Source organism: Bacteroidales bacterium, from assembly GCA_035353855.1.
Lineage (GTDB): Bacteria > Bacteroidota > Bacteroidia > Bacteroidales > CG2-30-32-10 > DAOQAK01.
The window spans coordinates 1-14,282 of the sequence record DAOQAK010000032.1 but is presented as its reverse complement, the minus strand read 5'-3'; the positions used below and the strand labels follow the sequence as shown (position 1 = coordinate 14,282).

Below are 14,282 nucleotides of genomic sequence, written 5' to 3'. Positions count from 1 at the left end.
ACATCTCAATTATGATAAATAAAATTTCCGCAGCAGTAATCGGAATTTCTCTCTTGGCAATATTAGCTTCATGTGGAGGAAATTCAGATAAAAATAATCAATCCGATAAGGATACAGCAATTACTGGCAACCTTATTCTTTTTCATGCAGGCAGTTTATCTGTTCCAATAAAAGAGATCATTAAAGAATTCAATAAGGAATATCCAAAGGTAAAAGTATTGGCAGAAGCTGCAGGCAGCGTGGAATGCGCACGTAAAATCAGCGAACTGAAAAAGCCCTGTGATGTTTTCGCTTCAGCAGATGTAAAGGTCATTGATAAAAATCTGATTCCAGAATATGCCGATTGGAGTATAAAATTTGCTTCAAATGAAATGGTAATTGCATTTAATGAAAAATCACGCAAAGGCTCTGAAATCAATAAAGACAATTGGTACGACGTTTTACTTAATGATAAAGTTGCTTTTGGAAGAGCCGACCCTGATGCCGATCCCTGCGGATACAGAGCAGTTCTAACTGCAAAACTCTCGGAAAAATATTATAATAAAAAAGGTTTTGCAGATAAAATTCTAAAAAAAGATATACAGCATATCCGTCCAAAAGAAGTTGATTTACTTGCATTGCTAGAAAGTAATACCATTGATTATATTTTTATTTATAAATCGGTTGCAGAACAGCACAAGCTTAAATATGTAGCATTACCTGATGATATCAATTTAAAAAATCCGAAATTAGATTCTCTTTATTCAACCGTTTCAGTTGAAGTAAAAGGCAAAAAGCCCGGAGAGAAAAAAATTCAGAAAGGTGAAGCAATGGTATACGGAATTACTATTCCCAAGAATGCTCCAAATATGAAAGCGGCATTGGCTTTTGTTGAATTCTTTCTAAACAAAACAAAAGGGATGAAGATTATTGAAGCAAATGGTCAACCTTCATTGGTTCCTTCTTACACACCAACATTCGACAATCTTCCGGATTCACTTAAACAATTTGCTACTAAAGAAAAAAGTGAAAAATAATAAACTAATACTTGCATTCAGTTTTTTAGGCGGACTGGTACTGCTGTTCATCATCGCTCCGTTATTGGGTATGTTATTTTCTACATCAGGAAAAGAAATAACAGAAACAATAAAAGATTCAGAAGTTACAGACAGCATTTGGTTAACTATTTGGATATCGATGCTGGGAACAATAATTTTTGCAATAGGTTGCATTCCTCTCGCATATGTTTTATCACGAAAAGAATTTTATTTTAAAAAAATAATTATTGGAATTATTAATTTACCTATTGTGATTCCTCACTCTGCTGCCGGTATTGCATTATTATCTGTTCTGTCAAGAAATACTTTAATGGGAAAAATAGCGGAAAGCATGGGTTTTGGTTTTGTAAGCAGTACAGCCGGAATCATGCTGGCAATGGCATTTGTGAGCATTCCTTATCTTTTAACAAGCGCCATTGATGGATTCAATACAGTTCCTGTAAAATTAGAGAAAGCAGCAATGAATCTTGGCGCTTCACCCCTGCGTTCATTTTTTACTATCACTTTGCCTCTGGCATGGCGTCCCGTTCTTTCAGGATTAATAATGATGTGGGCCCGAGGAATGAGTGAATTCGGCGCGGTTATTATTATTGCATATCATCCCATGACAACACCGGTAATGATATTTGAAAGATTTAATTCATTCGGATTGCAGTATGCAAGACCTATTGCTGTTTTATTTATAATTATATGTCTTATTTTATTTGTTGCGCTTAGACTGTTTTCCAGGAACAAAATAAATGATAGAAATTAAGAACATATCGAAATCATTTCAAAATTTCAATTTGAAAAATATTTCTTTTTCTGTTGAGAAAGGCGATTATTTTGTTTTGCTTGGCGCATCAGGTATGGGAAAATCGATGTTACTGGAAATTATTTCTGGAATTACAAATCCTGATTCCGGTGAAATTTTATTGAATGGAAATAATATAACTTTTGAAAAAATACAAAAAAGAAAAACAGCACTCGTATACCAGGACCAGGTTCTTTTCCCTCATTTGACGGTATTTGAAAACATCGCTTTTTCTTTACGTTGCAAAAAGAAAAGTTCAAACGAAATTAGAAATACAGTAAATGAATTAGCCGATTTAGTTGAAATTAAAAATTTCCTTCAAAGAAAACCGGGAACATTATCCGGCGGAGAAGCTCAGAGAGTGGCACTTGCAAGGGCGCTTGCCACCAAACCCGAATGTCTTTTGCTTGATGAGCCCTTATCAAATATTGATTCCTCGTTAAGATATGAGCTTCGAAGTTTGCTCAGAAAAATAAATAATAATGGACAAACTATTATTCACGTTACGCATGATTATGAAGAAGCCATATCACTTGCCAACAGGCTTGCCGTTATTGAACATGGCAATATTGTTCAAATCGGTTCACCTGAAGAAGTATTCATGTTTCCAAAATCAGAATTCATTGCAAAATTTATAGGTGTAAAAAATTTCTATAAAGGAAATTTAATTTCAAATGAAAACAATAGCGACCTTAAATCATTTGAAACTAATAACATAAAAATTTACGTTACAACAGAAAATACGTCAGGAGAAGGCTTCTTGTTGATACCTTCTGAAAGCATTGTAATTTCTAATGTTCAGACAGAAAGTAGTTCGCGAAATATTTTCAAAGGAACGGTAATTGATTTTTTCCCGGCAAGAACAGGAATTGAAGTTGTAGTGAATATAGGTGAAATAAAAATCACATCTATCATTTCAAAAGATTCCTTTGAAAAATTAGAATTAATAAAAGGAAAAGAAGTTTGGACAAGCTTTAAAGCTTCGTGCGCAAAATTTATTTCAATATGATTAAATAGACAAATAATTATAACACATAAAACCTTACTAAAATGAAAAAAATTGTTTTTATTTTTTTATCAATGCTTTTTGCTCAGGCTTTATCAGCACAAAGCAAAACAGAGACCAATGATTTCTATGATAATGATTCTACATACAATCTTGAAATTCCCAAATTAGAAATAACAGGAGAAGTTGCAAATGCAGTTACAGTAGACCTTTCAAAACTTCCGCTTCGATCAGAAATAGTTAAGGAAGCTACACTGAATGAAAATGGCGATACCGCTTTTGTTGGAGCATACCGTTATGACGGATATTCGCTTTATGATATTCTAAATAACATCATTCTTAAAAAGAAAAATGAAGCAGAATTCAATTCAATAATTGATTTGTATGTTGAAGTTGAAAATGCAAAAGGAGATAAAGTTGTTTTTAGTTGGGGCGAATTATATTATCCGGTGAATCGCTATAAAATATTTTTCGCGACACAAGTCGCTCGCATTGTACCTTCGAAAACAAAAGACTTATGGCCACTTCCAACCGAAAATAAATTAATTGTAGCAACCGACCTTATTACTGTAAGAAATATTTCAAACCCTACAAAAATTACCGTTAAATCATATTCTGCTTCAATTCCCGTTAACCGTGATTTACAGGACAAATATGCTAAAGAAATAACCATAACAAAAAATGAAAAACAAGTTGATAAAATTTCGAAATATCCTGATGAATTGAAGAAGGAAGATTACTCAACAGTATTCTATGGCAGAGGAAGAGGCATTCACGGAATAAGTGATTTTAAAGGAGCTCCATTAAAAAATGTTCTTGCAAAATATGTTCAACTGAATAAGAATAATATTCAAAAAGGTTTGGTTGTTGTAGTTGGAAAAGATGGTTACCGATGCGTTTTCACTTATAGCGAATTATTTAATCGTAATGATTTTGCAGAAACATTATTACTAAATCGCAGTGATGATAAGGAAAACGGAGCCTTTTCAATTTTCGCTGCCTCGGATTATTTTTCTGACAGAGCAATTAAAATGATTTCGGAAATAAGAATAGTTGAATAGAAAAATCAAGATTATTTTTTTAAAATTATTATTAGTTACCTTTTTTATATATCGTCCCTACGGGACTTTGATGCATTATGATATTATTGTTCTATAAATATTTTGTCCCTACGGGACAGTGCGTTTTATTCTTTATTTTCATTCTACAATTTTTATTTACTCTCCAAATATTAATATTTTCATGGTTTTCGAATTTATTTAATTTTTATTTCGTTTTTATTTGTCTCGTCAGGGACTTAATGTTTATAAAAAACAGACCATGTGCCGTTACAAGTCCCGTAGGGACGATATATTATTCAACATCTTTTAAAATGTATTTCTCATCGTAAGCAATATTAAATTTCTTTAATAAATCAATATATTCTTCCCTGAATGTTCTTTTCTTATGGTGTTCTTCCTGGTTCATAATATAATTCACCACATTATCAATATGAGAGTGTGAATATGAAAATGCTCCATAACCTTCCTGCCAACTGAATTTTCCTTTTAAAAATTTTTTGCTGTTAATCCAGCCCGATGAAGAACCTTTAATATCCTGAAGCAAATCGGGTATTAGCTGATGAGGTTTATAACCTACAAAAATATGAAGATGGTTAGCGGTTCCATTTATTGCAATTAGTTTATGTTTGTTATTTTGCACAATACCTGTAATATATTTGTAGAGTTCATCTTTCCAATTGGGTTGAATTAATGAAATTCTATCCTGAACTGCAAATACAAATTGAATATACATTTGTGTGAACGTGTTTGCCATGATTCATTTTTTATATATCGTCCCTACGGGACTTTGATGCATTATGTTATTATTGTTATTATAAATATTTTGTCCCTACGGGACAGTGCGTTTTATTCTTTATTTTTATTCTACAATTTTAATTTATTCTCAAATATTAATATTTTCATGGTTTTAGAATTTGTTTAATTTTTATTTCTTCTTTCATTTGTCCCGTTAGGAACTTAATGTTTATAAAAAAACAGACCATGTGCCGTTACAAGTCCCGTAGGGACGATATATTATTTAACATCTTTAAAATATATTTCTCACTGTATGCTATAAATTCTTCTTTTTATTACGTCCCTACGGGACTTTGATGTATTACGATATTATTGTTCTATAAATATTTTGTCCCTACGGGACAGTGCATTTTTAATTTTATTTTCCCTCAACAATTTTTATTTCATCATCTGTTAAACCATATAATTCATAAACTATTTCATTTATCCTACTTTCGCAATAATCAATCTTGCTTTCGAGTTGTTCAATTTTTGTTTGCAGTTTTGTTTCTGATTTTTCTTCATTGAGTTTTAAAAGTTGGTCAACATTTTTAATAATCTCAAGTTAAAATCCTTTTTTAATATTATTTTGAATATCAAAGTTAGCAAAAAAGAATTTGAAAATTATTTCTTGTATATTAATCACAAATTTTTTCTAAATAAATTTTTTACACTTTAAGGAATAGGAATAATTCAGGACTATAAGAAAAATTTAAGAATCTTTTCTTGTGCCTCAGAAACCCGGGTTTTTGAAACATCAATAATAACAGGGTTCTTCAGGTTCCATTTGCCAATTACATCCGTAAGTATTTCTTCACGCACCACCCAAATCATTTTATATTTTGAATGCGCCGCAAGTTTATTTAAACTTTCAGCCCAGCCTCCTTCTTCAAGTTCCCACGGTCCTATTTCATCAATTATTAATATTTGCGAATCAAAATTTATTTCCGATTCTAATATTTTCATGCCCCATTTCAAGCCATCATTACTGAAATAAAATTTTCTGAATTTTGTTGATTCAGGAAAATTCTCATCTTTGATAAACAATTTTTCTTCACCCGTGGAAATATTCAGCAAATTATAACCTGTTTTGTAATTCTGCTCTAATACGCCTACCGAAAGAATTCCCCGAACATCGCGGCCTTCTTCTTTAAGAATGGTAATTATTTTTTCAAGAAAACTTGTCTTTCCCACATTTCCTTTACCAGTAAGGACAATTATTCTTTGGTCATTTTTTATTCTTACTTCCTGTTCTTTAAAATGCAGATCCGCTTTTTTAACGTAAGTAAGAAAAGATGAAAAAGGTTTACGGGTAATATCTTTCCATCCCGGCACATTTGAAATTACTGCCGGCAATGATTCAAAAGCAAGTTCCAAAGCAACAGGCAGCTGTTTAAAACCGATGCCATATAAACATTTCCCAATAACAGGATTTCGTAATTCCTTACCTACCACAGCAAATCCCAGTATCATTACAATTGCGCGCAGGTTCATTTCTGCGCCAATTATCCAACCGTTATTTTTTCCGGTTGTAATGTTCGTGAACAGGTATGCTGATAAAGTTGTAGTGAGAACCAGAAAAATCCAGAAGCCCGGTTTTTTTAATGGCCTGAGCACTTTCGGATATTTTATTATCCAAAATGTAGCAACTATTATAACAGTAATGACCGATAATAAAATATTTTTAAAACTAAAAATATTCAATGCAACAATCATTATAATAATATTACATATTAATAATCCTAATGAAAAATTACCTTCAGGTTGTTTATTTATTCGTGAAATGTTTTGTTCAGTATTATTCGTAAAATTTCCCTGTTCGTTCAGGTTTGTTTTTTTTGATTTCTTTCCAATATATAAACCAATACCTCCTGCTACCATCCCTGCAAGGATATAAAAAATTGCAATAATTTCTACAGGCCACCAGTAATTTGAATAAGCAAATCCAAGCTGACGCTGAAAATTCTCAGTAAGTTTTTCAAACAAATAAATAATATTGGAACCATAAGTAATTACATAAGAAAGCAAAAGTTGTACAAGGTTCCATAGCATTGCCAATGCACTGCCAACCAAAAATGAGAACATGCTTTTGCGGAATATAAAAGTACTGGCTTCCATGATCAGCGCTTCGGTAAAAATGGCAATCATTGGTCCGAAAATAATAGCGCTTGGGGAAATGGATTTCATTAAAGCGCATACCAGCCCTGTTCGCCAGAATAATCCGCGTTCTGTCCAAATTTGCCCGACAGAAACCATGATAATAATACCAATACCTGTTAAAATATTTCCACAAAAAGGAACACGAAGGTTATGTAGAAAACTACCGATCACAATTTCAGAAGATGCCCAAAGGCAGCCCAAAACAGAGGCTTTTAACCAGATATTATCAATTTTTTTTAAAGCCATCATTGAGTATACATATTTTTTTTGCACAGGTATTGAATAAATGATAACCCGTACCTCCTTCGGAAATTATAGTGAACATTTTTTCTGCATCAAGTATTCTTGTCGAACCTATAATGTTTATTTTATGCCTGAATAAAACATCAGGAATAAGGCTGCTGCTGGGACCTACAAGAATTGTTTGAGCGCGTTCGGGAATATTTGCCAGAAGGGTGTTGAGCGTATTGTTTGCCAACGTTGCGCCTGTAATTATAATTATATCCGACTTAGAAAATGTTTCAGCATACTTTTCTGCCGGAACATAAAACTGTTTTTGATTTTCCTCAAAAGCATTTTCATTCAGCTCAAGAACAAATAAGTTATTTTGTGTAGCAGCGATTTTATTTATATACGACTGAAATGCACCAACAACACAAATAGTTTTTTTATGATTCAAATCAATTAATTCAATAGGATCTTTATCTTCAATAACATTATAATTAGAACGTGAAATTATTTCTGATGATACTGCATTCAAAACAGCCAACCTTACATTATTCAAAACATCAGTATTCTCAGCTTTTTCAAACAAGTCAATAATTTTCTGACCATTAATTTTTCCCGGAGAGAAATCGCCGAAATTTCTTTTATGTTTGTATGAATTGCAGCAATGGCTGTCAATTTCTGTCTTTCCCATTCCTGCAAAACCGCTTGATAATTTTACAGCAGTAAAGTAAACTCCAACAACAACTCTTTCAATCGTAGTGTTCCTGAAAATTTCGGTATAGTTATTTTTTAAAAAATCGTATGTTTCCTGAACTATCATGATATGCATTTACAAAAATTTCTTCAGATGCATTGCTCTATATATATTTTGCAAAGCTATAAAGAATATTTTATTGTAAATGAAATAAACCTTCCGGCGCATTGTTCCAAATTACTGTTGATATATTTCTTATTAAAAATATTTTCAACACTAAAACTTGCCGAAAGACCTTTAAAAAATTGCTTTTCGAGCCGAATATTAAAAGTTCCGTAATCAGGAAATTTATCCGTTTTGAAATAATCCACATCAACAATGTTCCACTCGTTTATCCATGTTTTTCCAATATACTTGAATAAAACAGAAGTGTTGACAATTTTATTTCGCCATGTAATTCCTGCACTGGCCGTATGATCTGGAATATCGGTTAAATATTTTCCGGTAAGATTAGAATCAACTTTTGAATTTAAAATATTGTCTTCAATAATTTGGGCATGAGTATAAGTATAATTCGCAAAAATATTTAAACTGTCATTTAGGTTATACTTGAATTCCACTTCTGTTCCATACAATTCAACTTTGCCAATATTTTGTTTTTTAAAAATCGGCACACGTGCATAACCCACGTTTACTGAATCTCCGGTACTGGTGTAATACATAAAATCGTGTCCTACGCTGTAATATACCGAAGCATTGGCTTTGAAATTTTTCATTAATTCCATATCGCCGCCTGTTTCGTATGTAGTAATCAATTCCGGTTTTAGATCGGGATTTGCAACTTTAAATCCGCCATGCTTTTTCCCGGTGCGGCACATATCATCAAGTATCGGAGCCCTGAAACCTTTAGCAATGGAAATATAGGCTCTGCTGGTTTTTGAAAATTTATACTGTGCCGAAAACCTTGGACATAGGGCATTCCAGTGTTTCGATGGCATTGATGCATCTTCAAAATTCTCATAAAAAATTATACTATACGAAGGATCATCAATGGTAAATAAACCATCATGAAAGTTTGCAAAATCATAGCGCAGACCAGCATTCACCTGGGCTTTATCGTTAAGAAGATTTACCTGGTCCTGCAAATACAAGGCATAACTATCCATTTTCCCGGCATTACGAATAATATCTGTTGATGTGTAATAGGTATCAGAACCATCAACCCTGCCATATTTGCAACTTAATCCTCCTGAAATTTCATGCTTCTTATATTTTAAAAATGAAACATCAACAGCACCTCCCCTGTCTTCTCTTTCAGAATTGGCCTCGTAAAGCTGGTATGTCATTTCTTTCATGTACTCATATATCCTGTGATAATTTTCGGTAATGTTATATACATTTGTATTCCATTTAAAATACCCGAAATTTCCCGAATACCTTGCCGTACCATTATATGTCTGATGCTGCTGATAGGCTCCGTAATAATCGAAAACCTTAAACCCGTTTCCGCGCATATCATCATAATAACTTAGCTGCAATTCAATATTCTGATTCTTCCTGAAACTATACCCGGTTTTTAAAGAAGCATTTATTTCTTTTAAAAAAGTAGGCTCAACTGTTGTATCATCTATTGTTCTGTATTGTTCAGGTAAGGTAATATATCCATCGCTTTTTCTGCCAAAACCTGTAATTCCCCAGTAAAAAAAATCTTTCGAGCTGTCAGGTTTTATTATTCCTGCCAGGTTAATATTTGAACTCATCGTGTTGAATGTTCCGTATTCAGTAATGATGTTGCCTTCCAATTTTTTTGAAGGTTTTTTTGAAATCAATTCAATTACGCCACCCATAGCGCCACTGCCATACTTCGCCGAACCGGGACCTTTAATAATTTTTATTTCTTCAATATTATTTTTATTGATCATGTTCCAATTCACACTTCCTTCATCCGATTTATTTAAAGGAATTCCATCAAGTAAAACGAGTGTGCGCGACTGGTCGTTGGATGGCAATCCACGCATCGTTACTATTGCTTTGCTTGAAAATATTCCTGAAATATTGCTGGAGTTTATGCCTGAAGAATAATTAATAATTCCATTGATGTTTTGAGCAGGTATTGTTGTAATGCTTTTAGCAGATATAATACTTACCCTGTTTGACTGGTCAAGAATATCTTTTTCGCGGTTCGCAATTATTTCAAGCTCCCTTGATGTGAAACTTGTGTCTTTTAAAAATATTTTAACATGAATTGAAGGCTCATTTTTTACTTCAACTTTTTTCTGAACGCTTTGGTAACCCAAAAAACTTACGTTCAAAATATATGTTCCTGTTTCAATTCCGGGTAAAGAAAAATTTCCATTTTTATCTGATGCGGTACCTATATTTTTATTTTTTAAAACAATGCTTGCATTGAATAAAGGGGCATTATCATTTGCATCGAATACAGTTCCTGTAATAATTGTTTTCTGACCTGATTGTGTAATACCAAATAATGGAAGCAAGAAAAATATAAATAATAACTTCCGCATTAATAAAGGTGTTAATTCTGTTCTGAAATATTATTGTTGAATTTTAACGGAAATATCCATAATTCCCGTATCTGTTGAATCAGCACTGTTCACTTTAATCAATCCTAATTTTCCACCTGCCGTGAGAAAAGGTACTATTTTTCCGGTTGTACCAAATCTGAATTTCTTTTTCCCCCAAACATCGTGATAGGAGACGATAAGCAAACTGTCGTTCTGAGCTGCATCAAAATCAGCAGCAGTTAAAGGAGTATTGTTTCCATTGTCAAAACTGATGTCCCATAATGTATAATTACGCGGCGACCAGTTAGCGATAAACGGGTAATAGGTTTGTGCTTCGGTGCTTGCATTATCCATCTCACCGGGCGAAGAAAGCACAGGTGAAGGTAAACCATTACTTATAATATAATAAATAAGGACATCTATCTTGTCATGGTGTGCAGTTGCCGAATCATCCATATAAACCATGCCTGTATTAGGATCTAAAAAATGCCCGTATGTGGTATTATTCTGATATCCTAATTTAATTGAAGGATAATAAAAAATACCGCCATAAGTCGAATTGGGGTCTTTATAAATCACCATTGAAACCTCGGCAGACATATGATTCCTGTCCATCACAGCAAATTTCCATGTAGCTTTGTCTTCTACATTCTGATAAAATATTTTGTCCAGGTCGAGCGTTTGGTTAAATAATCCTGTATCCATTACAGTTATTACCGTTCCGTTATCCAAATATTTTTTTACTGTAAAATTGGTAATGGATTCACTAATACCTTCGGCATGAATACCAAAGAACAATTTATGACCAACCTGAACAATAGCGCCATCCTGGGTGTATGAAGCGCCTGTTTTAAAACTAATTGTTGGCGGTAATTGTTCATCATCCTTTTTCTTACATCCGCCAAGGATAAGAACTGACAAGAAGAGAATGATACCGACAGAAAAAATATTTTTTCTCATAATAATTTATGTTTGCAATAGTTAAAATTTTACCCTGCCTTTGAAAATACAAGACAGGGTAAAATTATTAATAAAATTATTCTTATTCTACAATGATCTTGTAAGTATAAACATTTTCCGATGTTGAAGTAAGCTGAACCATGTACATTCCGGGAACAAAGCCGGATAATTCTGTTTTGTATTCAATAACATTTTCTTTGGAATAAACACATTTGCCAAGTAAATTATAAACTGCAATTTTATTTATTTCGCCATTATTTTCAATAAAGAAATTACCATTACTTGGATTCGGATAAACTTTTATTAAACTTTCATTTTCTGTTTCTGCTATTCCTGTAGATACTACACCTGTAATAATAATATCATCAATTTTTGAGATACCTGTTGATAATACCGTGCCACCATTAATATCAATATTTGATGAAACCAGCCACCTGATTGAAATCTGGCTGCTTTGATTATCACATGCTGATGGAATGGTAATTCCGTTTACTACACCGGTTGTCCAGTCATTAGCGCAGGTAACCGTAGTAAGATCAACCCAAGGAGAAGTAGACCCCGGAAGTTTATATTGCACTTTAAAATCTCTTGGCCCGGGATTAGAACCGCCACCCTGTTGTTTTGAATAAAGTTTCAAATTGCCATATCCTGTAGTTTTTAATTTTATCATCCAGTAAGCTGAATCAGCTCCGTCATTCCAACCTGTTGCTTTTGCACATTTATCGGGAGAGCCCAATGAACCATTGGTTGTATAATCGGTTGTTATTGCATGATAAGTTGTAGCGCCCCATGTTCCATACTGACAACTGATATAACGACTTGAATTTAATGAAGGAGCAACATCTACAAGTGAATCGGCAGATGTTGAAGGGAAGGTCCATGCAGCAAGTGTATCCTGAGCAAAAGAATTACTCGTTAAAAAAGGCATAACTGCCAGACATAAAATCGTAAAAATTTTTTTCATAATGTTACCTGTTTAATTAATAAATATTTATCGTTATGTTTTTAATTTCATATCGCAAAAGTAAAAATTTAATTCTAATTACAAAAAACTGATTAGGTATAGAGGAATATGGTATAGAGATATACTGTTTTATACCTTATACCCTTATACCCTTATACCTTTATACCCTTATACCTTTTAACCAAACTTTACAGTCCATCTCAAAATCATTTGTATTTCTTTTTATATTTGTAATGAATTATAATATTTCATGAAAGATTACAAAACCATCCTTAAAACCAAATGTGTAGGTATTGCAGGCTGCGGTGGGCTTGGCTCCAACTGCGCTGTAGCACTGGCGCGTGTAGGGATTGGGAAATTAATAATTGCCGATTTTGATTCGATTATTGAAAGTAATTTGAACCGTCAGTATTTTTTTTATGATCAGATAGGACAGAAAAAAGCATATGCATTAAGAGAAAATATAAACAGGATAAACCCTTCGGTAATTGTCAAAGCCCACGACATAAAACTAAAATCAAAAGATGTTTTAAAAATATTTAATGAGTGCGATGTTATTGTAGAAGCCTTTGACCATGCTGACCAAAAGCAAATGATCATTGAGACTGTTCTTTCGGAAATGAAAGGCAAACCAATTGTTTCGGGTGTTGGACTTGCGGGCTGGGGTGATTCCAATTCTATTAAAGTAAAACATATTGGAGATTTATATGTTTGTGGTGATGCAATAACAGAAGTATCGGAAGACATGCCACCACTTGCCCCACGTGTAGGCATTGTAGCTAATATGGAAGCAAATGTGGTGATGGAAATTTTACTCGGACATTAAAATTCTAATTATTATTTTTCAGAAATATTCACAGGAATTTTTACTGTAAACTCTACGCCACCATTAAGTCGATTCTTTGCAGTAACTGTTCCATTGTGTGCTTCAACAAAGCTTTTTATTATCGAAAACCCAAGTCCGGTTTCTCTTGTATCATCTTTTTTAACACGATATAAATTATTAAAAAGTGAAGCCATTTCAGCTTCTTGTATGACCTTTCCTCTATCCATTACTATAATTGAAAGGACGCCATCATCATAAAAAAATTTCATTCTTATTGTGCTTCCTGAAGATGTGTTTTCAATTGCATTTTTTACAAGATGATACAACACTTGTTCAATAAGGCCAAAATCAATATAGACCTTGGGAATATCATCAGGAATTATAACAGATAGATTAAACGATTCCAATTCGTGTTTAAGCGTTTCGGTCACATTATTTATTAATTCTTTAACATCACACCACTCCGGGTTAATTTGAATTTGACCTGTCTCGATATGTGACATATTAAACAGATTTTTAACAAGGCTTTTTAATTGTTTTATTCCACCATTAATTTCAGAAAAATATTTTTGTTGAGTTTTATCAGGTTTTGCATTTACCATTAATTCTTCTGTGGCACTAACTATCGAAGATAATGGTATTTGCAGTTCATTTGAAATGGAATCAAAAATGTTTTTATAAAGTTTATCAGACTCCCTTTTCAAAAAATCTTTTTTTGTTGCATCACGTAAAAATTCCCGTTCATATTTTCCTGAAATCTGCGATAGGAAGGCATCCCAAAATTGTTCTTCTCCTTGGGTAAAATTTTTCCGATGTTCTACTGCCACAACCCCCATATTAGCACTATTTCCGGTTAACGGATAAAAAGTATAATTACTCGATGGCAATGTTTCTGTATATTTACCTGCTTTAGCAGAATGTCTGAAAACCCATGCTGCAATGCTTATATCATTTTCTGAAAGTTTAAAATTAGTTTCATATTGTTGATGATCTTCAAATCGATTAGCTTCATTTTTTAAAATAATTACACTTTCAAGATTAAAATATTTTTTAATATTTTGAATTGCCGCTTTAGTAATATCATTAATATTCGTTACCGACGAGATTTCTTTTGTAAGCTGATACAATGCCTGCGTGCGTTCTTCGCGTATTCTTATCTTTTTTTCTTGTAATCGTATTCTCGAGGTTAAAATACCATTTAACAATAGTTCGTTAATTTTTTTATACGTTTTAACAAGCAATTTTACCAAGCCA

12 protein-coding genes are annotated in these 14,282 nt (G+C 32.9%); 5 read left to right on the top strand and 7 right to left on the bottom strand.

Going from position 1 to position 14,282, the window contains the following annotated elements:
- The first annotated feature begins 11 nt into the window (after nucleotides 1-11).
- From wtpA to PKK00_09320, 4 genes are read left to right on the top strand one after another with little or no spacing between them, the layout of a single operon-like run.
- Complete coding sequence (wtpA, locus tag PKK00_09335) at nucleotides 12-1,016, top strand: tungstate ABC transporter substrate-binding protein WtpA (GenBank protein ID HNW98597.1); 1,005 nt, start codon at nucleotides 12-14, stop codon at nucleotides 1,014-1,016.
- Nucleotides 1,006-1,791, top strand: a complete 786-nt coding sequence (locus PKK00_09330) for an ABC transporter permease (GenBank protein HNW98596.1) — start codon at nucleotides 1,006-1,008, stop codon at nucleotides 1,789-1,791. The genes wtpA and PKK00_09330 overlap by 11 nt, the downstream gene beginning before the upstream one ends.
- Nucleotides 1,778-2,839 carry an ABC transporter ATP-binding protein gene (locus PKK00_09325; GenBank protein ID HNW98595.1) on the top strand — a complete coding sequence of 354 codons (1,062 nt, stop codon included), beginning with the start codon at nucleotides 1,778-1,780 and terminating at the stop codon, nucleotides 2,837-2,839. The genes PKK00_09330 and PKK00_09325 overlap by 14 nt, the downstream gene beginning before the upstream one ends.
- A gap of 41 nt (nucleotides 2,840-2,880) precedes the next feature.
- On the top strand, nucleotides 2,881-3,897 hold the full coding sequence (locus tag PKK00_09320) for a hypothetical protein (protein HNW98594.1): 1,017 nt from the start codon (nucleotides 2,881-2,883) through the stop codon (nucleotides 3,895-3,897).
- A 292-nt stretch (nucleotides 3,898-4,189) separates the two neighbouring features.
- On the opposite strand, the gene tnpA is transcribed toward PKK00_09320, so the two are convergent.
- The 6 genes from tnpA to PKK00_09290 all read right to left on the bottom strand — a co-directional run bounded on the left by tnpA (nucleotide 4,190) and on the right by PKK00_09290 (nucleotide 12,202).
- Nucleotides 4,190-4,651: an IS200/IS605 family transposase gene (tnpA, locus tag PKK00_09315; GenBank protein ID HNW98593.1), complete on the bottom strand. Its 462-nt coding sequence runs from the start codon at nucleotides 4,649-4,651 to the stop codon at nucleotides 4,190-4,192.
- Nucleotides 4,652-5,370: 719 nt separating this feature from the next.
- Entirely contained in the window at nucleotides 5,371-7,077 is a 1,707-nt protein-coding gene (locus PKK00_09310) for a nucleoside-triphosphatase (GenBank protein HNW98592.1), read from the bottom strand.
- Nucleotides 7,058-7,879 carry a DUF364 domain-containing protein gene (locus PKK00_09305; GenBank protein ID HNW98591.1) on the bottom strand — a complete coding sequence of 274 codons (822 nt, stop codon included), beginning with the start codon at nucleotides 7,877-7,879 and terminating at the stop codon, nucleotides 7,058-7,060. The genes PKK00_09310 and PKK00_09305 overlap by 20 nt, the downstream gene beginning before the upstream one ends.
- 56 nt (nucleotides 7,880-7,935) lie before the next feature.
- Complete coding sequence (locus PKK00_09300; protein ID HNW98590.1) at nucleotides 7,936-10,278, bottom strand: TonB-dependent receptor; 2,343 nt, start codon at nucleotides 10,276-10,278, stop codon at nucleotides 7,936-7,938.
- A gap of 30 nt (nucleotides 10,279-10,308) precedes the next feature.
- Nucleotides 10,309-11,238 (bottom strand): hypothetical protein, encoded by a 930-nt coding sequence (locus PKK00_09295; protein HNW98589.1) that lies wholly within the window; start codon nucleotides 11,236-11,238, stop codon nucleotides 10,309-10,311.
- 82 nt (nucleotides 11,239-11,320) lie between these two features.
- Entirely contained in the window at nucleotides 11,321-12,202 is an 882-nt protein-coding gene (locus PKK00_09290; protein ID HNW98588.1) for a T9SS type A sorting domain-containing protein, read from the bottom strand.
- Between the two features lie 250 nt (nucleotides 12,203-12,452).
- Here PKK00_09290 and thiF point away from each other — a divergent pair, with 250 nt between their 5' ends.
- The gene (thiF, locus tag PKK00_09285; protein ID HNW98587.1) at nucleotides 12,453-13,028 is read left to right on the top strand and encodes a sulfur carrier protein ThiS adenylyltransferase ThiF; all 576 of its coding nucleotides are present in this window, start codon (nucleotides 12,453-12,455) and stop codon (nucleotides 13,026-13,028) included.
- Between the two features lie 11 nt (nucleotides 13,029-13,039).
- Here thiF and PKK00_09280 read toward each other — a convergent pair.
- Nucleotides 13,040-14,282: ATP-binding protein (locus PKK00_09280; GenBank protein ID HNW98586.1), on the bottom strand; the 1,243-nt coding region annotated here is incomplete at its 5' end.